Annotated in this window: 21 protein-coding genes; 17 read left to right on the forward strand and 4 right to left on the reverse strand. The window is 59.9% G+C overall.

What is annotated here, in order from left to right:
- Positions 1–45: 45 nt before the first annotated feature.
- The 4 genes from modE (at position 46) to rarD (ending at position 4,926) form a co-directional block, all read left to right on the forward strand.
- Positions 46–807, forward strand: coding sequence for a molybdenum-dependent transcriptional regulator ModE (gene modE / locus HBN61_RS09245; protein ID WP_094992794.1), 762 nt, complete (start codon positions 46–48; stop codon positions 805–807).
- 84 nt (positions 808–891) lie between these two features.
- Positions 892–2,793, forward strand: coding sequence for a PhoX family protein (locus HBN61_RS09250; RefSeq protein WP_170046573.1), 1,902 nt, complete (start codon positions 892–894; stop codon positions 2,791–2,793).
- 103 nt (positions 2,794–2,896) lie between these two features.
- Positions 2,897–3,871: an SrkA family protein kinase gene (gene srkA, locus HBN61_RS09255; protein WP_170046574.1), complete on the forward strand. Its 975-nt coding sequence runs from the start codon at positions 2,897–2,899 to the stop codon at positions 3,869–3,871.
- 167 nt (positions 3,872–4,038) lie between these two features.
- Positions 4,039–4,926, forward strand: a complete 888-nt coding sequence (gene rarD / locus HBN61_RS09260; RefSeq protein ID WP_094992791.1) for an EamA family transporter RarD — start codon at positions 4,039–4,041, stop codon at positions 4,924–4,926.
- Positions 4,927–5,033: 107 nt separating this feature from the next.
- On the opposite strand, the gene HBN61_RS09265 is transcribed toward rarD, so the two are convergent.
- On the reverse strand, positions 5,034–5,552 hold the full coding sequence (locus HBN61_RS09265; RefSeq protein ID WP_094992790.1) for a glycine cleavage system transcriptional repressor: 519 nt from the start codon (positions 5,550–5,552) through the stop codon (positions 5,034–5,036).
- 423 nt (positions 5,553–5,975) lie between these two features.
- Between HBN61_RS09265 and HBN61_RS09270 the strand changes: the two genes are divergently transcribed.
- Positions 5,976–8,153: a malate synthase G gene (locus HBN61_RS09270; RefSeq protein ID WP_094992789.1), complete on the forward strand. Its 2,178-nt coding sequence runs from the start codon at positions 5,976–5,978 to the stop codon at positions 8,151–8,153.
- Between the two features lie 63 nt (positions 8,154–8,216).
- Here HBN61_RS09270 and HBN61_RS09275 read toward each other — a convergent pair whose 3' ends face one another.
- Positions 8,217–8,666, reverse strand: coding sequence for a response regulator (locus HBN61_RS09275; RefSeq protein WP_094992788.1), 450 nt, complete (start codon positions 8,664–8,666; stop codon positions 8,217–8,219).
- A 297-nt stretch (positions 8,667–8,963) separates the two neighbouring features.
- On the opposite strand from HBN61_RS09275, the gene HBN61_RS09280 reads away from it, so the two are divergent.
- The 9 genes from HBN61_RS09280 (at position 8,964) to HBN61_RS09320 (ending at position 19,224) form a co-directional block, all read left to right on the forward strand.
- Positions 8,964–10,898 (forward strand): putative nucleotidyltransferase substrate binding domain-containing protein, encoded by a 1,935-nt coding sequence (locus HBN61_RS09280; protein ID WP_094992787.1) that lies wholly within the window; start codon positions 8,964–8,966, stop codon positions 10,896–10,898.
- Positions 10,895–11,605 carry a 3'-5' exonuclease gene (locus tag HBN61_RS09285; protein ID WP_170046575.1) on the forward strand — a complete coding sequence of 237 codons (711 nt, stop codon included), beginning with the start codon at positions 10,895–10,897 and terminating at the stop codon, positions 11,603–11,605. Before HBN61_RS09280 ends, HBN61_RS09285 begins: the two co-directional genes overlap by 4 nt.
- Before the next feature lie 140 nt (positions 11,606–11,745).
- The gene (locus HBN61_RS09290) at positions 11,746–12,270 is read left to right on the forward strand and encodes an RNA polymerase sigma factor (RefSeq protein ID WP_170046576.1); all 525 of its coding nucleotides are present in this window, start codon (positions 11,746–11,748) and stop codon (positions 12,268–12,270) included.
- On the forward strand, positions 12,267–13,244 hold the full coding sequence (locus HBN61_RS09295) for a FecR family protein (RefSeq protein WP_170046577.1): 978 nt from the start codon (positions 12,267–12,269) through the stop codon (positions 13,242–13,244). The genes HBN61_RS09290 and HBN61_RS09295 overlap by 4 nt, the downstream gene beginning before the upstream one ends.
- A gap of 118 nt (positions 13,245–13,362) precedes the next feature.
- Positions 13,363–14,358 carry an acyltransferase domain-containing protein gene (locus tag HBN61_RS09300; protein ID WP_170046578.1) on the forward strand — a complete coding sequence of 332 codons (996 nt, stop codon included), beginning with the start codon at positions 13,363–13,365 and terminating at the stop codon, positions 14,356–14,358.
- A gap of 154 nt (positions 14,359–14,512) precedes the next feature.
- Complete coding sequence (locus tag HBN61_RS09305; protein WP_170046579.1) at positions 14,513–16,927, forward strand: TonB-dependent receptor; 2,415 nt, start codon at positions 14,513–14,515, stop codon at positions 16,925–16,927.
- Between the two features lie 86 nt (positions 16,928–17,013).
- The gene (locus tag HBN61_RS09310) at positions 17,014–18,126 is read left to right on the forward strand and encodes a PepSY-associated TM helix domain-containing protein (RefSeq protein WP_170046580.1); all 1,113 of its coding nucleotides are present in this window, start codon (positions 17,014–17,016) and stop codon (positions 18,124–18,126) included.
- Positions 18,123–18,299, forward strand: coding sequence for a hypothetical protein (locus tag HBN61_RS09315; protein ID WP_094992781.1), 177 nt, complete (start codon positions 18,123–18,125; stop codon positions 18,297–18,299). The genes HBN61_RS09310 and HBN61_RS09315 overlap by 4 nt, the downstream gene beginning before the upstream one ends.
- A gap of 298 nt (positions 18,300–18,597) precedes the next feature.
- On the forward strand, positions 18,598–19,224 hold the full coding sequence (locus HBN61_RS09320) for a glutathione S-transferase family protein (protein WP_094992780.1): 627 nt from the start codon (positions 18,598–18,600) through the stop codon (positions 19,222–19,224).
- On the opposite strand, the gene rloA2 is transcribed toward HBN61_RS09320, so the two are convergent.
- Entirely contained in the window at positions 19,221–19,721 is a 501-nt protein-coding gene (gene rloA2 / locus HBN61_RS09325; protein WP_094992779.1) for a retropepsin-like aspartic peptidase RloA2, read from the reverse strand. The two genes, HBN61_RS09320 and rloA2, sit on opposite strands and share 4 nt — an antisense overlap.
- A gap of 244 nt (positions 19,722–19,965) precedes the next feature.
- Between rloA2 and yihG the strand changes: the two genes are divergently transcribed.
- Positions 19,966–20,853, forward strand: a complete 888-nt coding sequence (yihG, locus tag HBN61_RS09330) for a 1-acylglycerol-3-phosphate O-acyltransferase, YihG family (RefSeq protein ID WP_094992778.1) — start codon at positions 19,966–19,968, stop codon at positions 20,851–20,853.
- A gap of 3 nt (positions 20,854–20,856) precedes the next feature.
- Here the strand turns inward: yihG and HBN61_RS09335 are convergent, their stop codons facing one another.
- Positions 20,857–21,432 (reverse strand): DUF2780 domain-containing protein, encoded by a 576-nt coding sequence (locus HBN61_RS09335; protein WP_170046581.1) that lies wholly within the window; start codon positions 21,430–21,432, stop codon positions 20,857–20,859.
- Positions 21,433–21,850: 418 nt separating this feature from the next.
- Here HBN61_RS09335 and HBN61_RS09340 point away from each other — a divergent pair, with 418 nt between their 5' ends.
- Together HBN61_RS09340 and HBN61_RS09345 are read left to right on the forward strand one after the other, a co-directional pair.
- Positions 21,851–22,117, forward strand: coding sequence for a short-chain dehydrogenase (locus tag HBN61_RS09340; protein ID WP_170046582.1), 267 nt, complete (start codon positions 21,851–21,853; stop codon positions 22,115–22,117).
- Positions 22,118–22,247: 130 nt separating this feature from the next.
- Complete coding sequence (locus tag HBN61_RS09345) at positions 22,248–23,222, forward strand: RHS repeat-associated core domain-containing protein (protein WP_170046583.1); 975 nt, start codon at positions 22,248–22,250, stop codon at positions 23,220–23,222.
- Positions 23,223–23,287: the final 65 nt, after the last annotated feature.

The raw sequence follows: 23,287 nt of genomic DNA on the forward strand, positions 1-23,287 counted from the left end.
AAGTGGGCACTTTGCCAAGCCCACCTGCCAATTGAATCAATCGTCATGCATTTGCCGACATTGCTTACGCAGCACATCGTTCGCCGCCCCCAGCGCATAGCGCTGTTGCAGCACATTGCCGAGCAGGGTTCGATCACCCGAGCCGCCAAAAGCGCCGGCATGAGTTACAAGGCTGCATGGGACGCCATTGACGAACTCAACAATCTGGCGCAAACCCCATTGGTAGAGCGCAGCGTGGGTGGCAAGGGCGGTGGCGGCGCCCGGTTGTCGGTGGCGGGCGAGCGTGTGCTGCGGCTTTATCAACGCCTGCAAGTGTTGCAAAGCCAAGTACTCGAAGCCGCGGAAGAAGCGCAAGACCTCGAGCTGCTAGGCCGCCTGATGTTGCGAACCAGCGCCCGCAACCAGTTGCACGGCACCGTGAAAACGATTCGCGGACACGGCCATTACGACCAGATTGATCTGCAACTCGGCGGCGGACTGAGCCTGCAGGCCGACATCACTCGCGACAGCACGCAGCGTTTGGAACTTGAACCCGGTACGCAGGTGGTGGCCTTGATCAAGGCAGGTTGGTTGCAGCTGATAAAGCCCGACGCAGCGGTTGCGGGCCATAACCGGTTACACGGCAGGATCGAACAGATTTTCCACGCCAACGACGGGCCAAGCGAAGTGCGCATCAGCTTGCCCAATGGCCAGACACTGTGTGCGCTGAGCGAAGCGCAACACCTCGAAACACTCGGATTGGTTGTGGGCAGTGAAGCACTGGTGCAGTTCGCGCCGACGCTGGTGCTGTTGGGGACGCCGCTTTAGCGCACCGATCGCAGTCATTTGAAACATCCCTGTCACACCCTCTGATTAAGGTGGCTGCCAAAACCGTTGCGAGGGCAGCCTGCCATGAACCTATTACAAGAAGACCAAACCACCGACCTTGAACAGATCATCGGCCTCAGCCGTCGGGGTTTCATAAGTGCGGGCGCCTTGTGTGGCGCGGCAATGTTTCTGGGCGGTAGCCTGCTGAGCCGCAGCGTGCTGGCAGACGGGGTTCGCGCAGCGTCCAGCCCGTTACTGGGTTTCAACAGTATCGACGCAGCTACCACCGACGCCATCACCTTGCCGCCCGGCTATCGCGCCTCGGTACTGATCAGTTGGGGCCAACCGTTGCAAGCGGGTGGCCCGGCCTTCAAGCCCGACGGCACCGGCACGGCGGCGCAGCAGGAAGTGCAATTGGGCGATAACAATGACGGCATGAGCCTGTTTGCATTCCCCGACGACCCCAACCGCGCACTGATGGCCATCAACAACGAATACACCAACTATCGCTACCTCTACCCCCACGGCGGACAGCCGACCTCGGCCGAAGATGCGCACAAAGCGCAGGCCAGTGAAGGCGTGTCGGTGATTGAAATTCAGCGCACGGGCGACCGCTGGCAATTTGTTCAAGGTTCGCCATTCAACCGGCGCATTCACGGCAATACGCCCATTCGCCTGAGCGGTCCCGCCGCCGGTCATGCGTTGCTCCGCACCCAGGCCGACAGCACCGGTACCCGGGCGTTAGGCACGTTTCAGAACTGCGCCAACGGTAAAACCCCGTGGGGCACGTATTTGACGTGCGAAGAAAACTTCACTGACTGCTTTGGCAGCACCGATCCGAATCAAACCTTTAACGCTGCGCAAAAGCGCTACGGCGTGGTCGCAGCCAGTAAAGACATCAATTGGCACCTGCACGACCCGCGCTTCGACCTGGCGTACAACCCCAACGAACTGAACCGTCACGGCTGGGTGGTGGAAATCGACCCGTTCGACCCGCACTCAACGCCGGTCAAGCGCACGGCACTGGGCCGTTTCAAACACGAGAACGCCGCGCTGGCTGAAACCCGCGACGGCCATGCCGTGGTGTACATGGGCGACGATGAGCGCGGGGAGTTCATTTACAAATTCATCAGCCGCGACAAGATTGACCACCAAAACCCCAAGGCCAATCGCGACTTGCTGGACCACGGCACGTTGTATGTCGCACGGTTTGACAATGGCGACAGCCAACCCGACCGGCCCAAGGGCAAAGGCCAATGGATCGAACTGAGCCACGGCAAAAACGGTATCAACGCGGGCAGCGGTTTCGCCAATCAGGCTGAAGTGCTCATCCATGCCCGCCTGGCCGCCAGCGCGGTCGGCGCCACGCGCATGGATCGGCCGGAGTGGATCGTCGTCAGCCCCAAGGACGGCCAGGTGTATTGCACCCTGACCAACAACGTTAAACGCGGAGAAGACGGTCAGCCCGTCGGCGGCCCCAACCCGCGCGAGAAGAATGTGTACGGGCAAATCCTGCGCTGGAGCGAACAGGGCAATGACCATGGCGCTGCCCATTTTGACTGGGATTTGTTCGTTGTCGCAGGCAACCCGGCCGTGCACCCTAAGCAGCCCAAGGGCGGGTCGGCCAACATCACCCCGCAAAACATGTTCAATAGCCCGGACGGCATAGGCTTTGACGACGCGGGAAGGCTCTGGATCCTGACCGACGGCGACGTCAGCAATACCGGCGACTTTGCCGGCATGGGCAACAACCAGATGCTGTGCGCCGACCCGAACACGGGTGAAATTCGCCGTTTCATGGTCGGCCCGGTTGGCTGCGAAGTGACGGGGATCAGCTTTGCCCCGGATCAGAAAACCCTGTTCGTGGGCATTCAGCATCCGGGCGAAAATGGCGGCTCTACCTTCCCCGAGAACCTGCCCAACGGCACGCCGCGCTCCTCGGTAATGGCCATCAGCCGCGAAGACGGTGGCATTGTCGGCGCGTGAGGAAAACACCCGGGGGGGCAATGGATATCTATCGCCCCCTGTTCAGCTGTCTGCGCTAACATGCGGGGCCGGACGCGGCAGCCTGCTGCGCGCAGGAGTCAGCATGTCTCATCCGTTTGCAACACTTACCCCCGATCTGGTGCTCGATGCCGTTGAAAGCATCGGTTTTCTCAGCGACGCCCGCGTGCTCGCGCTCAACAGTTATGAAAACCGCGTGTACCAAGTTGGCATTGAAGGCTCGGAACCGCTGATCGCCAAGTTCTACCGCCCACAGCGCTGGACCAACGAAGCCATTCTCGAAGAACACCGTTTCACTTTTGAACTGGCCGACTGTGACGTGCCGGTGGTCGCACCGTTGATTCACAACGGCGAAAGCCTGTTCGAACACGCCGGTTTCCGCTTCACCCTGTTCCCCCGCCGCGGCGGCCGTGCGCCAGAGCCGGGCAACCTCGATCAACTTTATCGACTCGGGCAATTGCTCGGCCGCCTGCACGCGGTCGGGGCAACCAAACCGTTCGAACACCGCGAAGCCCTGGGTGTGAAGAACTTTGGCCATGACTCCCTGACAACCTTGCTTGAAGGCAACTTCATACCCCGCAGTTTGCTCCCGGCCTACGAGTCCGTGGCACGTGATCTGCTCAAGCGCGTCGAAGATGTATACGCCGCCACGCCCCACACCAACATCCGCATGCACGGCGATTGCCACCCCGGCAACATGATGTGCCGCGACGAGGTGTTCCACATTGTCGACCTGGATGACTGTCGCATGGGGCCTGCGGTGCAGGACCTGTGGATGATGCTCGCCGGGGATCATCAGGAATGCCTGGGGCAGTTGTCCGAATTGATGGACGGCTACAGCGAATTCCATGATTTCAACCCGCGTGAACTGGCGTTGATCGAGCCGCTGCGCGCCCTGCGCCTGATGCATTACAGCGCCTGGCTGGCAAGGCGCTGGGACGATCCGGCGTTCCCCCATAGCTTTCCGTGGTTTGGTACCGAACGCTATTGGGGCGATCAGGTGCTGGCCTTGCGCGAGCAATTGTCAGCATTGAATGAAGAACCGCTGAAGTTGTTTTAACCGCCCTGACACTGCGTTGCCGCCGCCCCGGACTGAGAAGGTTTTCGCAGCCTCGGGCGGCGGTAGCAAAATCCTGTCTGCCCCTGCCTTTCACACGACACCTTGGTAAAACCTGCTTACACTCTTGCCCTCACAGTGTCTGACAGTTGTTCACGCAAGGATTTCGCATGCAAGCCGCCAACCCGCGCCACGGGTACATTCTGGGCCTTAGCGCCTACATCATCTGGGGCCTGTTCCCCATCTACTTCAAGCTGCTGGCCAGCGTTCCCGCCGCAGAAATCATCGTCAACCGCGTGCTCTGGTCCGCTCTGTTCGGCTCGTTGCTGTTGCTGGTGTGGAAGCATCCCGGGTGGTGGCAAGAACTGCGCGACAACCCCAAGCGCCTTGCTGTGCTGACCGTCAGCGGCTTGCTGATTGCAGCCAACTGGCTGACCTACGTGTGGGCGGTCAACAATGACCGGATGCTGGAAGCCAGCCTCGGGTATTACATCAACCCGCTGGTCAACGTGCTGTTGGGCATGTTGTTACTGGGCGAGCGTCTGCGTCGGTTGCAGTGGATCGCCGTAGGGTTGGCGGCAGTCGGCGTGGCACAGCAAGTGTGGCAAGTGGGCAGCCTGCCCTGGGTGTCGCTGGCCCTGGCGTTGACCTTTGGCTTTTATGGACTGATCCGCAAACAGGCGCCGGTCAAGGCATTGCCCGGCCTGGTGGTTGAAACCTGGATTCTGGTGCCGATTGCCATAGGCTGGCTGCTGATGCACCCCGAAGCCAACAGCGCGCACGCCGAATTCTGGGCCAGCTCAGAAGCCTGGCTGCTGGTGGCCGCAGGCCCGGCAACGCTAATCCCGCTGGTGTGTTTCAACGCAGCGGCACGGCATTTGCCCTACACCACGCTGGGTTTCATGCAGTACTTGGCACCCACGCTGGTGCTGATTCTGGCTGTCACACTGTACGGCGAGCACTTGTCTGAAAGTACCCTGATCGCATTCATGTTCATTTGGGCGGGGTTGCTGGTGTACAGCATCGATGCGTGGGTCAACCTGCGCCGCCGCGCCTGATCAAAAAACGTACACTTCGTTGCAGGCCATACCGCCTATGGCCTGCAACGATGTTTCCAACGGTTATCCACAGGCAGGTGCAGCGTTTCATGGGATAACCTTTCGCCTTATTCCTCTGTGCGTAACTTCAACTCAACCAGTAGTTCATCGGCGAGGGTTTCCAAACGTTGTTGCAGCACCTCCAGCGACAGCGTCAGCGGCACTGCCAGAATGGCTTCGGCATGAAACAACGGTTCATTGCTCATGGGCGCCGGGCGCACCTCAGTCACCAGTCGCTCCAGACTGACGTCATGCTCAGTTAGCACCTTCGTGATATCACGCACGATCCCCGGGCGGTCGTTGCCGACCAAGTCCATGGCGATGGGCTTCCAGGTGCAGGCCTGCTCAATCCCGCTTTCCGCCACCAACACCCGAATACCTTCCGCTTCCAGCGCCATGAGCGCATCCACAAGCGCTTCGTACGTTTCAGCACTGACTCCGACACGCAAGATCCCGGCGAACTGTCCGGCCATGCGCGACATACGGCTCTCCAGCCAATTGCCGCCATGCTCGGCAATGCACTGGGCGATGCGCTCGACCTGACCCGGTTTGTCCGGGGCAAAGACCGTAATCACGAGATGGTTCATGGCGCCAACACTCTGAAAAGATGTCGATTGAGTATAGGCAACCCTGCGCAATCCGCGTGGCCGGCTACAGTGGGCTGCGCACCGGCTCTTTCAGCATCCGGGCAGTGAACTCAGCGGCACGAAAACAGCGCCAGCGCATTAAATTGTGTACTGTTTTTAGAATTATCTGGAACAACCTGTGTGTTTCTTGAGAACATCCTGTTCTTCTACATGACCAAACCCGTAAAAATGGTCGTGGAACGACGTGATTAGTCTGATTTTCACATCTGCAATTGATCATGTAGTATGCCCCGGCGACCACTACATAATTCGTAACACGGTCCGCCAAAGCGTCTGCAATACCCCGTACAACCCCGCAAGCATGAGCCACGCGGTGTTTTAAGAAGCGCTCCAGGCTTTAAATAAAAATGAGTGAGGCAAGCAATGACTGAACACGTTCACGTCGGTGGCCTGCAGGTCGCCAAAGTCCTGTTCGACTTCGTAAACAACGAAGCTATCCCCGGTACCGGTCTGAATGCCGACCAGTTCTGGGCCGGTGCCGACAAGGTTATTCACGACCTGGCACCCAAGAACAAAGCACTGCTCGCCAAACGCGATGATTTGCAGGCGCGGATCGACGCCTGGCACCAGGCTCAGGCTGGCAAGGCCCATGACGCCGTGGCTTATAAAGCCTTCCTCCAAGACATTGGGTATCTGCAGCCAGAAGCCGCGGATTTCCAGGCAACGACGCAAAACGTCGATGACGAAATCGCCCGCATGGCCGGCCCGCAGTTGGTGGTGCCCGTAATGAATGCGCGCTTTGCCCTCAACGCGTCGAACGCCCGTTGGGGTTCGCTGTATGACGCGCTGTACGGCACCGATGCCATCAGCGAAGCCGATGGTGCTGAAAAAGGCAAAGGCTACAACAAGGTACGCGGCGACAAGGTGATTGCCTTCGCCCGCGCCTTCCTCGACGAGGCCGCGCCGCTGGCCAACGGCTCCCACGTCGACTCGCTGGGTTATGCCGTGGTCAACGGCGCCCTGCAGGTGGCCCTCAAGGGCGGCACCAGCAGCGGCCTGCGCGACGCAGCGCAACTGATCGGCTACCACGGCGAAGCCGCCGCACCGACCGCCGTGCTGCTCAAACACAACGGTCTGCACTTTGAAATCCAGATCGACGCCTCAAGCCCTGTCGGCCAGACCGATGCCGCTGGCGTCAAAGACGTGCTGATGGAGGCCGCGCTGACCACCATCATGGACTGCGAAGATTCCGTGGCCGCCGTCGATGCTGACGACAAAGTGGTGATCTACCGTAACTGGCTGGGCCTGATGAAGGGCGATCTCAGCGAGCAAGTGTCCAAGGGCGGCCAGACCTTCACCCGCACCATGAACCCTGACCGTGAGTACACCGCACCCAATGGCGGTTCGGTGAGCCTGCACGGCCGTTCGCTGCTGTTCGTGCGCAACGTGGGTCACTTGATGACCATCGACGCGATCCTCGACAAAGATGGCAATGAAGTGCCGGAAGGCATCCTCGACGGCCTGATTACCAGCCTCGCGGCGATCCACAGCCTCAATGGCAATACCTCGCGCCGCAACAGCCGCACGGGTTCGGTTTACATCGTGAAACCGAAAATGCACGGGGCTGAAGAAGCGGCGTTTACCAACGAGCTGTTCGGGCGCATCGAAGACGTACTGAACCTGCCGCGCAATACCCTTAAAGTCGGGATCATGGACGAGGAGCGCCGCACTACGGTCAACCTCAAAGCCTGCATCAAGGCTGCCAGCGAGCGCGTGGTGTTCATCAACACCGGCTTCCTGGACCGCACCGGCGACGAAATTCACACGTCGATGGAAGCCGGCCCGATGGTGCGCAAGGCCGACATGAAAGCCGAGAAGTGGATTTCGGCCTACGAGAACAACAACGTCGATGTCGGCTTGAGCACTGGCCTGCAAGGCCGTGCCCAAATCGGTAAAGGCATGTGGGCCATGCCGGACCTGATGGCCGCGATGCTCGAGCAGAAAATCGCTCACCCGCTGGCGGGCGCCAACACCGCCTGGGTGCCGTCGCCGACGGCCGCTGCGCTGCACGCGTTGCACTACCACAAGGTCGACGTGTTCGCCCGCCAGGCCGAACTGGCCAAGCGCGCCAAAGCGTCGGTGGACGACATTCTGACCATCCCGCTGGCCGTGAACCCGCAGTGGACGCCCGAGCAGATCCAGAACGAACTGGACAACAACGCGCAAGGCATCCTGGGTTACGTGGTGCGCTGGATCGATCAGGGCGTGGGCTGTTCGAAGGTGCCGGACATCAATGACATCGGCCTGATGGAAGACCGCGCGACGCTGCGAATTTCGAGCCAGCACATCGCCAACTGGCTGCGTCACGGCATTGTGAACGAGGCACAGGTCATGGCCAGCCTCAAGCGCATGGCACCCGTGGTGGACCGCCAAAACGCCAACGACCCCCTGTACCGCCCGCTGGCCCCGGACTTTGACAGCAACATCGCCTTCCAGGCGGCGGTCGAACTGGTGATCGAAGGCACAAAACAGCCCAACGGCTACACCGAGCCCGTGCTGCATCGTCGTCGCCGCGAGTTCAAGGCTAAAAATGGTCTGTAACTAAGCGTTAGCTGCGTGTGATAAACAACCCCGGCCCTTTGAGCCGGGGTTTTTTATGGCCTGCTAATCTATGCGCAACTCACGCTTGATCAGTTTGATCAGGTGCCCGGTGTCGAAGGGTTTGAGCAAAAAATCCAGCACGCTAAGGTGCATCGCGGCAATGGTGTCGCGTACACCGGCATCGCCGGACATGATAATCACCGGCAGATTGGCCCACTGTGAATTGCGCACCGTACGGATCAAGTGCAAACCGTCATCTTGAGGCAGGCGTAAATCGGTGAGGATCAAGCCAATGGTTTTATCGGCCATCAGTGCCTTCAGGGCATCTTCGGAAGTGCCCGCCTTGACCGATGGTATGCCATGCATCTGTAACAATTCGCACAGCAGATCGCAGGCCAGCTGATCGTCTTCGACCACCAATACCCGCTGTGTCGGCTGAGCGCGAGCAGGCGCTTTCATCACCTCAATCAGGGCTTCCCGTTCGGCGTCGCTCAATATGTCGTGTTCGGTCATACGGTTCTCAAACGGGGCTAAACAGTCAAATATCCTACTGGGGCTGTCAGCTTTTCGTCAGTCTCAGCCTCAATGTGCGCTCGCCACACGGCATTTCCAAGCCTTGCAACGCAATTTACAGACCTGATTTCTGTGAAGTGATTCAAATATGCCAATAGGCCATTATCCCGGCCTGCCCTGCCATAGACTTACGTCCAATGGGCACGTGGCCGAAGACAACCGAGCATGAGACACATCAAGACGACAGGGGGCTGTACCCCGGCATAACAACAACGGTCAGACATGCGGTAACGGTCAATGAGTAAATCGGATGCGTTTCTCCAGGCAGGAAAAACCGCGGTGTTGCAGAACATTCACGGCACCATGCAGTTTTTGCAGCGATTCCCGCCCTTCAACCAAATGGAAAATGCCCACCTGGCGTTTCTGGTCGAGCAGTGCCAATTGCGCTTCTATGGGCCTGGCGAAAGCATCATTCGACCCGCTGATGGTCCGGTTGAGCATTTCTACATCGTCAAGCAAGGGCGCGTGGTGGGCGAGCGCACGCATGTCGGCCGTCAAGAAGCCGAGACCACGTTTGAAATCACCGCAGGCGAGTGCTTCCCCCTCGCGGCCCTGCTGGGCGAGCGGGCCACCCGCACTGAGCACCGTGCCGCCGAAGACACCTTCTGTCTGCAATTAAACAAGCCCGCTTTTATCAAACTGTTCGCCCTGTCCGAAGAGTTTCGTGACTTCGCCCTGCGCGGGGTCAGCAGCTTGCTGGACAAGGTTAATCAACAAGTTCAGCAAAAGGCCGTTGAAACCCTCGGCACGCAATATTCGCTCAATACCCGGCTGGGCGAACTGGCCATGCGCCATCCCGTCACGTGCCTGCCTGCAACAGCCCTGCGCGAAGCCGTGCGGCTGATGCATGAGCAACAAGTGGGCAGCATCGTGGTGGTGGACGAACGCAAGGCGCCGCTGGGGATTTTCACCCTGCGCGATTTACGCCAGGTGGTGGCCGCCGGCACCCAGGATTTCGAACACGCCATCGAACTGCACATGACACCGGGGCCGTTCTACTTGTCCCCCGACCACAGCGCGTTCGATGCGGCGATCGCCATGACCGAACGCCACATTGCCCACGTGTGCCTGGTCAAAGACCAGCGCCTGTGCGGCGTGGTGTCCGAGCGCGACTTGTTCTCCCTGCAACGGGTGGACCTGGTGCACTTGGCGCGCACCATTCGCCATGCCCCACGGCTGGACAACCTGATCAGCCTGCGCGGCGAGATCGGTCAGTTAGTGGAGCGCATGCTGGCCCACGGCGCTTCGTCGACTCAAATCACCCACATCATCACCCTGCTCAACGACCACACCGTGTGCCGCGTGATCGAGCTGGTGCTGGCCGAGAAGGGCGATCCCGGCGTGCCCTTTACCTGGTTGTGCTTCGGCAGCGAGGGCCGTCGCGAGCAGACACTGCACACCGATCAGGACAACGGCATCCTGTTCGACGCGGCCGATGCGGCGCAGGCGGCCGAGATTCGTCAGCGCTTGCTGCCCATCGCCCAGCTCATCAACACGCACCTGGCAGCCTGTGGCTTCACCCTGTGCAAAGGCAACATCATGGCGGGCAACCCCGACCTGTGCTTATCCCGAGCCGAATGGGCGCGCCGCTTCGCAGCCTTCATCCGCGAAGCGACCCCCGAAAATCTGCTAGCGTCGAGCATCTACTTCGACCTGCGCGTGGTGTGGGGCGACGAAAGCGGCTGCCAGCAGTTGCGCCGCGGGATACTTGAGCAAGTGGCTGACAATCGCCTGTTCCAACGCATGATGGCCGACAATGCCTTGCGCCATCGCCCGCCCGTGGGGCGTTTCCGTGAGTTTGTACTCGAGCGCAAAGGCAGTGACAAAGCCACCCTTGACCTTAAAGTGCAAGGCCTGACGCCCTTTGTGGACGGCGCCCGGTTACTGGCGCTGGCCCATGGCGTGGAGGCCATCAACACCCTGGAGCGTTTGCGCCAACTGGTGGCGCTCGGCGTCATTGAAGCGCTGGACGGCGCGGCATACGAAGAGGCGTATCACTTCATCCAGCAAACGCGCATGCAACAGCACCAGTTGCAAACGCGGGAAAATCGACCGTACTCCAACCGCGTCGACCCGGACCGCCTCAACCAGCTCGACCGCCGCATCCTGCGCGAAGCGCTGCGTCAGGCCCAACGACTGCAAAGCAGCCTGGCGCTGCGGTATCAGCTATGAGCCTGTTCTCGTGGTTGCTGCCGCGCAAAACCCCGGTGTTGAGCCTTGAACAGCAAGAACGTCTGCTGCAATTGCCCCCCTCGCCAGGGTTGGGCGAGACCTCATTGCGCAGCCAGCGCTGGGTAGTGGTCGATCTGGAGACCAGCGGCCTGAACCTCAACCGTGACCAAGTGCTGTCGATTGGCGCGATGATGATTGAGGATGGCGCCATTGATCTGGGCCAAGCGTTTGAGCGCACGTTGCTGCGCACCCACAACCCGCTGAGCCCCAGCGTGTTACTGCATGGTTTGGGGCCGGAGGCAATTGCCGCCGGCTGCGACCCCGCCGATGCGCTGCTCGACTTCATGGCCTTTGTGGGGGACAGCCCTCTGCTGGCGTTCCATGCCCCATTTGACCAGCACATGCTGGGGCGGGCCTTAAAAGACAGCCTGGGGTATCGCTTGCAACACCCGTTCATGGACGTCGCGGCACTGGCACCTATGCTGTGCCCACAAGCCGACTTGCGTGACGCGGGGCTGGACCACTGGGTCAGGCACTTCAACTTGCAGGTTGAAGACCGCCATAACGCCAGTGCCGACGCGCTGGCCACTGCCGAACTGGCGCTGATCCTGTTCAGCCGGGCCCGCGCCCAACACCTCGACAGCCCCCTGGCTCTGCAACAGCGACTGAATCAGTGGCAACGGCGCAAGCAGATGCACAGCTTTTAACCGGTTGCGGTGTCGCTGCGCCCCGGCAGCGACGGCGACCACCGCCCACTCCCCGCCATCCGATGAGCGTCAATTGCGCATGGCTTTTGGCTCTGACACAATCGCGAATAATTATCGTTAGTTAAAACGCGCAGTCGGTGATGCCTTTGTCGTCAGTCCAAAATCCCCACAGTGAGCTGGTTGGAGCGCTGTATCGCGACCATCGCAGCTGGTTGCTGGCGTGGTTGAGGCGCAATGTGGCCTGTCCGCAACGGGCCGAAGACTTGAGCCAGGACACCTTCGTGCGCCTGCTCGGCCGAACCGAACTGCAACCGCCCCGTGAACCCCGCGCTTTTTTGGCCGCCATTGCCAAAGGCCTGTTGTTCGACTACTTCCGGCGCGCCGCGCTGGAACAGGCTTACCTCAACGAATTAATGCTGATACCCGAAGCCGAGCAGCCCTCGCCTGAAGAACAACAATTGATCCTCGAAGACCTCAAGGCCATTGATCGCTTGCTGGGCAAGCTGTCGAGCAAGTCCCGCGCAGCCTTTCTTTACAGCCGCCTCGACGGCCTGACCCACGCCGAAATCGCTGACCGTCTGGGCGTGTCGGTGCCTCGGGTACGCCAGTACCTGGCCCAAGGCATTCGCCAGTGCTACATCGCACTGCATGGCGAACCGACATGAGTCAGGCCAACAGCAAACCGGTGTCCGCTCGCGTGCTCGACGCTGCCATTGCCTGGCAGTTGTGCCTGGACTGCGGCAACGGCAGCGACGTTGAACAGGCCGAATTCGCCAAGTGGTACGCCGCCAGCGAAGAACACGCCCGCGCGTGGCTGCAACTGGGCATGCTCGACCATCGCTTCAGCACAGCCAGCATCCCGGCCCGCAATGCCTTGCTCAACGCACGGCACACCGCCCACCAACGCCTGCGCAAAGTCGGCAGCGGGCTGGCCAGCCTTGCACTGGTAATCGGACTGACTGTACTCGCCGGTAAAAATTACCTGCCGATGGACTACTGGATGGCCGATCAGCGCACCGCCACCGGCGAACAGCGCGTGGTAACACTTGCCGACGGCACCCTGCTCAACCTCAACACCCACAGCGCCGTGGACGTACGGTTTGACGAACGCACACGCCTGATCGTGCTACATGAAGGCGAAATCATGGTGCAAACCGGCCACAACGATGCCCGCCCGTTTATCGTCAAAACCCGCGATGGCAGCCTGCGCGCTTTGGGCACCCGGTTTCTGGTCAAGCGCGAAGACGACGGCACCCGCCTCAGCGTCCTGCAATCGCGGGTCGCCGCGCACCCCGAAAGCACCCCGGACGAAACCGTTTATAACGAAGGCCAGCAAGTGCTGATGCACCGCGACGGGCTGGGCCAGCGAGTTGCGCTGGCTCCCGGCGCAGACGCCTGGACCCGCGGCATGCTGGTGCTCGACAACGTGCGCCTGGCCGACATGGTGCGCGAGCTTAACCGCTACCGCCGCGGCCACCTGGGCGTTGACCCGGACGTCGCTGACCTGCGCATTACGGGCACATTCCCGCTCAACAACATTGAATTGGCGCTCAATGCATTGCTGCCCACCCTCCCGGTGCACATCACCCAACACACCCCGTGGTGGGTCACGGTCAGCGGCAAGCCTGAGGCCCAGTGATCGGCACAGCGCTACCGGTTATCGCTCTATAGCCGATTGATCCTGCAGGTTTCTGCCCCGAGGCTAAGCTCGTGCGCGCTGTTCGCAGCGAACACATTTACTAGCCGAGGAAGGATCCATGCCGCTATTACCTGAGTTGCGCAGTCACTCCATCGTTTTTTTGTACCCCGGCCAAGGGGGGAGCCCGCAGGGGAGCATGCAAGCGTTGTACAGCGTCAGTGACGAGACCCGACAAACCATCGATGAGGTGATAGCAGCCGTCGACGGCGTGGTCGAAGAGCGTCACCAACGGGGTCACGCCATCGCCCCCGGCATGGTGCGCGAGGTGTTGCTCAGCCCGGACACCGGCACCGTACTGCCTTACGGGCTCAAGCAGCTTGCTCTGTACACCAGTGCCGTAGCCATGACCCGCGTTTTGCGCCACGCCGGTATTGAACCGGATGCCGCGCTCGGAGAAAGCTTCGGAGAAATCGCCGCTCGGGAATGTGCTGGCAACGTAACCGTTACCAACGGCGCCCGCACGGCCTGCGCGTTGAATGACGCGTACTACGCGGTGCTGAATCAGGGCGACATGTTGCTGGTAAACGCCAGCGAAGCACACACCCTCGCCGTGCTGCGCCAAATCAACCATCCCGAGCTGAGTCTGGCCACCGTAAATTCCCCGACCCACACGGTGGTCAGCGGCCCCCACGACGCATTGCAAGCCATGATTGATGCCACCCCGGCGGGTACGCCGCCCCCGCGCGAACTGGGCATCGGCTATGCCTCGCACCACCCGCAGCACACCGCCATCAAACAGGCGGCGTTGCGCAGCATGCCAGGCATTCCCCAGACGCCGCTCAAGCTGGCGCTCTACTCAACCGTGCAGCAACGTGCCTACACCCCGCAGGATGATCTGGTCGAAGGGTTTTCAGACAACACGATAAAACCCTGCCACCTGCCCAATACCCTGAACGCGTTGGCACGTGCCATCCCAAACCCGGTCTTCATCGATTTGGGCAGCAACGGCTACATGGCCCGTTGCGTCAGCAAAATCCTGCCCGGTGCGCAGACCTATGCGCCACTGACCCAAAACGCGCTTGACCTGCGGGCCGACCTCACGCGCCAGCGATAAGCGCACGTGCTGGCGCAGGCCGGTTAACAGCCAGCGCCAGCTTTACCAACGCGCTCAAACTTAATGCAGATTATTTTCAATTGAGCCCTATCACTTTTTAACCCTCGTTCGGCATACAGGCATTGAGAAACATTTCCATTCAGGAATTTGCCGAATGTCCCGTACCCTCGACACGTTATTGCGCCCCAGCCTGCTAGCCGTCGCTATTGCGTTCAGTGTTCCGTTGACCAGCAGCGTGCTGATGGCTGCCGAATACAGCACCACCGCCCGCAGTTACAACCTGCCCGCCGGGCCGCTGGCCTCGACCCTGAACCAGATCGCCAGTCAGGCCGGGATCACGCTGGCCATCGACGCGTCCTGGTTGGCAGGCAAAACCTCGGCGCCCGTCAACGGCCAGTTTGAACCGACCACGGCGTTGCGCGAGGCGTTGCAAGGCAGCGGGTTGCAGTTGCAACAAACTGGCAGCGGCGCGTACACCCTGCTCCCTATTGAAGAAGGCACCCTGACCCTGGGCGATGTGAACATCAACGCCACGGCCGTGGCCGAAGGGTCCGAGGCGGCAGGTTATGTCAGTGAAAACGTCAACAATGTCGGCGCGTTGGGCGGGATGAAACTGCAAGACGCGCCCTATTCCATGAGCGTGACCTCTCAGGACTTTCTGAAAAATACGCAAGCCACTTCGCTGGATGACGTGTTTAAACGCAACCCCTTCACCCAGGTGTTTTCTCCCACAGGGGCGGGTTATGCCAGTGCCGTGAACATCCGGGGGTTCAGCGCACCGGGCAACTTGAGCATTGCCAACGACGGCCTGCGGTTTTCGACCCTGGCCGACGCCGGTAACTTCCTCGAAGAAACCGAACAACTGGAGGTCGTCACCGGCCTTACCGGGTTTCTGTACGGGCCTGCGTCGCCCGGTGGCCTGGTCAACTACGTGCTCAAGCGCCCCACCTACCACACGTACCGCAGCGTGACGCTGGGCAATGCGGGCGGGGATAACTATTACCTGCACGGCGATTTCGGCGGCAAGCTCGACGACGAAGGCCAGTTCGCCTATCGCTTGAACCTGCTGACCCAAGATGGCGAAACCGCCATCGACATGCAGAAACGTCGCCGCGAGTTGATCAGCCTCGCTGTGGACTGGAACGTCAGCGACGACCTGCAAATCCAGTTCGACGCCTCGCATAAAAAGACCCAAGTGCGCGGTTTGACCAGTTACTGGTATTTCAGCGATCAAGCGCTGCGCCCACGGGCCTCGGTGCTGGCTAACGACAAACTGTACAGCCAGCGCTGGTCGTTCTCGGACAACGAAACCGACAAGGGCGGCGTTCGCGCCAAATGGCGCTTGAACGACACCTTCACCCTGCGAGCCGCCTTCGCCGCGCAACAATTCACCGAAGAAAACACCTACACCGGGCCGACCGTGTCCAGCGCCGGTGTTTACACCCAGCCGCTGTACGCCTTCGCGCCCATCGAGCACCAGGAAAACTCCGGGTATCTGTTCCTCGACGCCGCCTTCAACACGGGCGCTATCGGCCACCAGATGACCCTCGGTTATCAAGGCAACAACGCCCGCGTGCGCATGTACGAGGATCACATCCCGCCAGCAGGCATTCAGTATGCCGATGTCGGCGGCGGCCCCCTGCCGTTCGGAACCGCCGAGCAAGTGGGCAAACCTTCGTATTCCATCGGGCATGGCAAACAGCGGTTGGCCAACACGACCGAGACCAACAACGTCCTGATCGGCGACATCATCACCTTCAACGATCAATGGTCGAGCATCCTGGGGCTCACCCGCACCCAGATAAAGTCCTACGCCAATGACTTCGTGTACTCCGCCACGGACAAGAAAACCCGTTACGACGCCACGAAAACCTCCCCCAGCGTGTCGTTGATCTACAAGCCCGTGCCCTGGCTGACCACATACGCCACGTACATCGAGGGGTTGCAGGCGGGCGGCACGGCGCCGTACAACGCCATCAACGTGGGCGAAATTTTCGCGCCGCAAGTCAGCAAGCAATACGAAGTGGGCGCCAAAGCGACGGTGGGCGAAACCTTGCTCACCCTTGCGCTGTTCAACATCGAAAAGCCCAATGGCTTTCTGAATGAGTCAATGGTCTACAGCGAAAGCGGCAAACAGGTGAACAACGGCCTGGAGTTCAGCGTGACGGGTAAGGTCACGCCCGAACTGACCGTGGTCGGCGGCTTCACCCTGCTGGACCCGAAAATCAAAGACGCCAACGTCAAGGCCAACGACGGCAATGCACCGGTCGACGTGGCCAAGCAACTGGCCAAGGTCTACGCCGAATACGACATCAACGCGGTGCCCGGCCTGGCGCTGACCGGCGGTGCGTTCTACACCGGCAAGCAATACACCGACGAAGCCAATGACTACCAATTGCCCTCGTTCACCACGTTTGACGCCGGCGCGCGCTACCGCATGAAAGTCTCGCAGAACGACCTGACCTTGCGCATGAACGTCAGCAACCTGGCCAACAAAGACTACTGGCTCAACAGCCACTACCTGGGTGATCCGCGTACCGTACAGTTCTCGGCGCAGCTGGAGTTCTAATCACCTCGCACGCCCTCACCGGGCTGAAGTCTCGATAAACGGGCTGCCCGGCGACCCCTCGCAGCCTGCGTCATTTTTGGAATGTCATGAAAAGCAAAACCATCCGTCGCTGGTCCTTTATCCACACGTGGACCAGCCTGATTTGCACCGCATTTTTGCTGTTGCTGGCGCTGACCGGTTTGCCGCTGATTTTTCATCACGAAATCGATCACCTGTTGGGCAATAGCCCGCAACTGCGGGAGATGCCCGCCGATACCCCGCGCCTGAACCTGCAACAGCTGGTCAAGGCCGCCGAGGCACACCGGCCCGGGGAGGTCATGCAGTACTTCGGCAGTGAAGACGATGAACCCAACGCGGTGATCGCCATCATGGCTGCCACGGCGGGCACCGAGCCCAATTCCTCACACACCTTCATGCTCGACGCCCGCACCGGCGAAGCTCTGGAAATGCCGTCGGCCAATGGCGGGATCATGATGGTCATGCTGCGCCTGCACGTGGACATGTTTGCCGGGCTGCCGGGCAAGCTGTTGCTGGCGTTCATGGGGGTTGTGTTCGTGCTGGCAATTGTCTCGGGCGCTGTGTTGTACCTGCCGTTCATGCGCCGCCACACCTTCGCCACGGTGCGCACCGAAAAATCCACGCGCCTGCGCTGGCTCGACCTGCACAACCTGATTGGCGTCGTGACGCTGACCTGGGCCTTGGTGGTCGGCGTCACGGGTGTAATAAGCGCCTGCGCCGACTTGATCATTGCCGCCTGGCGCACCGAAAGCCTCACGGCCATGGTCGAGCCTTACCGCGACGCGCCGCCCTTGACCCAACTGGCCCCGGCCACGCACCTGCTGGACATCGCCGCCACCGCCGCCCCCGGCATGCGCCCGGACTTCATCGCCTTCCCCGGCACGCGTTTCTCCAGCGAGCACCATTACGCGGTATTCATGAAAGGCAGCACGCACCTGACCTCCCACTTGCTCACGCCGGTGTTGATCGACGCCAGCACCCTGAAGGTGACGGCGGTGGGTACGCGCCCGTGGTACATGGACGCCATGGGCATGTCCCAACCGTTGCACTTCGGGGACTACGGCGGTATGCCGATGAAAATACTCTGGGCGGCCCTCGACCTGCTGACCATCATCGTCCTGGGCAGCGGCTTGTACCTGTGGTGGGTGCGCCGCAACGCCGCGAAGGAGAACGCCCGATGAAGCCGCGTCAGTCGAATTTCTGGAAAGTGTTCTCCGTGCCGCTGACCATCGGCGTGCTCAGCGCCATGGGCCTGTTCAGCGCGTTGCTGGACGACGGGGCGTGGGACGTATTGAGCTGGATAGGCCTGGGCATACCGGTGTGGATCAGCGCGCGCGGGTTGCTTAAGCGGTGAATGGCGCGCTGTCCGATGAGCGGTCTAAACCCTATTCGTTCTGAGAGTATCCGCCTGCCCGTTAGGACCTTTATTAATGAGCTGAAGCCCTCCGAGGCCTGCCTCGACCCTCAAAGCAATCCGGAACCCTGACGCGAACTAAGGCGTGCACACGTGCAAAACCCGGCCAGATCGCTGCATAGGCACTCGCCGGGTTAAGCCGTAATGGGCAGTGGTTAATCCTGACGGCATGGTTATCTGGCACCCTGCCCGGTCAATGTCTAGGCTGAGCTCACTTCCACTCGTTAGAGACCCCGCCATGTCCACCCCGAGCATGACCCTCTTTTCCCACGTGGCTTCGCCGTTTGGGCGCAAGGTGCTGGTATTGCTGCACGAAACCGGTCAACAAACGCGTGTCACCTTGCACCCCGTAACGCTCTCGCCCACCGCACCCGACGATACGTTCAACAAGGCCAACCCATTAGGCAAAGTGCCCGCTTTGCAGTTGGCCGACGGCTCGGTGATTCATGACAGCCGTGTGATTCTCGATTACCTCGACCAACAGCACGTGGGCAACCCGTTGATCCCACCCGGCGGCTCGCCCCGATGGCGGCGCCTGACACTGGCGTCCACGGCCGACGGGATCATGGACGCGGCGGTGTTGATCCGTTACGAGCGCGGATTGCGGCCGGCCGAGAAGCAGTGGCAGCAATGGATGACAGCCCAACGCGACAAGATCTTGCGCGCGTTGAACTCACTCGAACAGGGCGCCATGGCCGAACTGGCCAGCCACTTTGATATTGCGGCCATTAGCTTGGCCTGCGCGCTGGCTTATCTTGACCTGCGCCTGCCCGACGTTGACTGGCGCACGCCCAACCCGCAGTTGACGGTGTGGTATGCCGAGGTCAGCCAGCGCCCCTCAATGCTCGCCACGCGACCGGTTTAACACTCCGGCTTGTCGGCCGTATACCGACGCGCCGGGTTGACCGCCGCGCCAAATTCCCTGAGTGCCTTGGCGCCGATCAGCAGCGGGTAGTTGAAACTGCTGCGGTCGGTCAGGTTGACCTCCACGGTGCGCTTGACGTTACCCAGGCACATTTCAAGGTCGACCACCGGGCGCTTGGCGCTCGCGGGCTCTTCCTTGTCGTCGTCCTCATCAGCGCGGCTTTTGATTTTGCTGATGCGCGCCACTTTGTGCTCGTACACCTTGTCACTCGCGCCTTTGGTCGCAAGCTGGAAACGCACCCATGGCTCGCCATCGCGGGTGAAGGTTTCGATGTTCTTGGCCGACAACGACGCCGTCAGCGCGCCCGTGTCCATCTTGGCCTGCAAGGTTTCACCGATTTCCGGGAGCTTGATGTATTCATAGCGCCCGTAGAGCGTGGGCTCGGCAGCCATCACCGGCAAAGCCAGTACGGACAACAAAACGAAAACGGATTTCATAGTGGCGGTTTCCTGTGGAGGTTGCGGGTTAGACCCCGGTTTGCGCCTGGGTTCCCGCAGGCAACGGGCTCGCAGTCATTGAGCATAGAGGTTTGCGATCTCGCGCAGCGGGTCAACGGCTACACGTTTTCGGGTGTGGGCGCAGCCTATTTCATCGTGTGTGAAACATTTGTCCACACTCCAATTTGGCGTTCTGCGGCGTGCTGCTTATCATTGGCGACCCTCAAATCGTCAAGAGTTGCTTATGCGCCGCCTGCTCACCGGCTGTCTGGTCACGCTCCTGTTGCTGTGCAACACCCTGATTCTGTTTGGTCCGCTGATGCTGTTTGCGTTGCTCAAGCTCATCTCGCCGGGGCGTTTGCGCGATTACAACTCGCGGGCGGTCATGTGGATCGCTGAGACGTGGTCCGAAATCGACAAACGTATTTTCGCCTTGTGCCTGCCAACGCACTGGGACATCCGTGGCGCCGAGGGTTTGAGCCGCAACACCTCCTATCTGGTGATCAGCAACCATCAATCATGGGTCGATATCCCGGCGTTAATGCAGGGCCTGAATCGCCGCACGCCGTTCTTCAAATTCTTTTTGAAGAAGGAACTGATCTGGGTGCCGTTTCTGGGACTGGCCTGGTGGGCGCTCGATTACCCGTTCATGAAGCGCTATTCCAAAGCGTTCCTGGCCAAACACCCCGAACTTAAAGGCCAAGACCTGAAGATCACCCGCGCCGCCTGCGAGCTGTTCAAGCGCCAGCCGGTGACGGTGGTCAATTACCTGGAAGGCACGCGCTTCACCCCGGCCAAAAGCGCCCTGCAACACTCGCCCTATACCTACCTGCTCAAGCCCAAGGCGGGCGGCGTGGCGTTTGTGCTGGCGGCGATGGGTGAACAGCTGGATGCCGTACTCGATGTGACCGTGGTGTACCCACAGGCCAAAATTCCGGGGTTTTGGGACTTGATCAGCGGGCAGGTGCCCAAGGTGATTGTCGACATCCAGACCCGTGAGCTGGACCCGGCCTTGTGGCAGGGGGATTACGAAAACGACCCGGTGTTTCGCGAGGTTGTCCAGAGCTGGGTCAACCAGCTCTGGATCAAGAAGGACCAGCGCATCAGCACCTTGCGTGCCGAGCGCAGCTGACCTTTAGATACCCCACAGCGTACTCAGCGTGGTCAACAGCGGGCTGGATACGCCCTGTTGGCCAAGGTACTGGGTGATCAACGGCGCGAATTGCTGAATCTTGCTGCTCTCCATGCCCAGCGCTTTGAACGCGCTGTTGAGCTGCGATTGATTCGTCACGTTGCTCACGGCCACTTTGGCATCATTGCTGACCGGGTTGATCTGGCCGACCAGGGCTTGAAGCTGCGGGTTCTTGGCGCTGAACTGGCTCAGTTGGGTAAAGGCACCGGCCCCGGTGACTTTGTTGATGCCCGGCACTTGCTGCGTCAAGGCCGTGTAATCATTGGGGGTGAGCTGGTTTTTGGCCAGGCTCAACATCGCGCCCACGCCACCTGCTGCCTGCTCAGGCTTAACACCCATCTGCTGGGTTTTAGCCAGCAGGTCCAGGGCCTGAACGGTCTGCTCGGACTTTGCGCTGTTGCCGCCCTGAACCTGATTCAAAATGCCCGCGGCATCGTTCAGGCTAAAGCCTCCTGCAAACACCGGGCTCGCGGCCACGGTCATCAATGTTGCCAGTGCTACGCCGCTCAACTTCTTCATTGCATCCACCTCTTAAAAGCCAAAGACCACTCCCGGCGGAGCAGTGAAACTGTGTGTAAGACCCCTACCCAAGGCCGTTGTTCCCAATGCCTGTGGCCGGTTCAACGGTTGGCAAGCTTAATGGAAAAGTGCCAATGCCTACAGCAATTGAGGTTTGCCGGTGGCGGGCCAGCGGCTTATAGTCCGCTCGTCGTCCCAATGACGACCAGGTTTGGCGACCTGTTTACCACCATGCGAAAACTCTTGTTTACTTGCAGGACTTTTTGCACCCGCAATGCTGCTTTATGGCAGCTGCGCGTGGGAGACCTTCGGGTCTGCCGGTGGTGTGTTTCCGGTTCGCCAACCTGCGCGCAGCTGCCACCTAGTCGTTTGGCGACGATTAGGTGGGGTTAAATCAAACACACAAAGAGCATTGCCCATGAACCGCTACATCCCGCTGACCGCCATCGACTGCCTGATCCCCAGCCTGCTAATAGACGCCCAAAGCCCGCCCGACGTACTGCACGCCAACGCCGCCGCGCGCATTCTGGCCGCCACCCAAGTGCTTGAAAGCCTTGAGCGGCTCGACCCCCACCACACTGACAGCATCGACCTCAAACAGTTGGCCCACGCGTGCGCCCTCTTACTGCGCGACGGCTGCGACCTGCTCGACGTGATGGGCCGGCGTTTGCACGTCTCAACCTGAGTCAGTACGGGCCGCGACTCACGCAGTGCCCGGCTATGGGCGCTGCAAACCTAGCATTTCTGCCAGCTATACAACCCCTGAAAGCGTGTGGATGCTCAAAGCGTGTTCAACCACTCATTCGGGAACAACGATGAAAAAGCCCCCTCGCTCCCTACCAGGCAGTTACCAGTACGATGCACTGGATCGCCTGAGCAGCAGCAACACCACGCGTCGGTTTTATCAAAACGAGCGCATTGCCACTGAAATTGAAGGAACCAATACCCGTCGCTTTGTGGCGTTCGACGCTCAACCCCTGGCCGTACAACAAGGGCAAGCCACTACCCTGATGGCCACCGACCTGCAAACCTCGGTGCTGCAACACGTCAGTGCAACAGGCACACAGGCGTGTGCCTATACCCCCTATGGCCATCACCCGACCGAAAATGGCATCACCCGGCTACTGGCTTTCAATGGCGAACTCCCCGAAGCCGTGACTGGCCATTATTTATTGGGCAAGGGGTATCGAGCCTATAACCCGGTGTTAATGCGGTTTAATAGCCCGGACAGCTGGAGCCCGTTTGGGGAGGGGGGGGTTAATGCGTATGCGTATTGTACAGACCCTGTAATGATGCAAGATCCCACTGGGCACATATGGCAATGGGCAAAGCCTGTTCTAAGAGCGTTTAAAATAATTAGACCTACAGAAATAACAAATGCGCAAACCACATCGCTTTACTTAAAAACTTTAAAGTCGATCGATGCATTGGGTGCGCCCATGAACTTTGACATTAAACCCTCTTCATTATCTAACAGCGCGCTAGTAAAACAAGCCGCCACCAACGTCAAGCGCGCAGAGAAAATAACCAAACAACTCAATAAACTCAATGCACGTGCTGGCTATACACCGTACAGGGGTAACTTTATAAGTCAACCACGACGTGTAGCCGCAGAAAACATGCAACAAGGCTATGTTCGCGCGACCCAAACCAGAAATCAAATGAACATGGATAGCCATATTCGTAATAATGCAAGCACACAGAGAAATAAAGCCATTAAACTTTTGCGTGATGCACAAAATAATTTAGAAATAGTCATAGAAAATCGCAACATCAGAATTGCACCTTAAACAGTCCGAGAAGTTCGTTTTTTAAGTCCCCTGTGGCTTATCAACCCCAAGGATACGATTTGTAT

It is taken from the genome of Pseudomonas sp. WS 5071, from assembly GCF_012985765.1.
Taxonomy (GTDB): Bacteria; Pseudomonadota; Gammaproteobacteria; order Pseudomonadales; family Pseudomonadaceae; genus Aquipseudomonas; species Aquipseudomonas lundensis_A.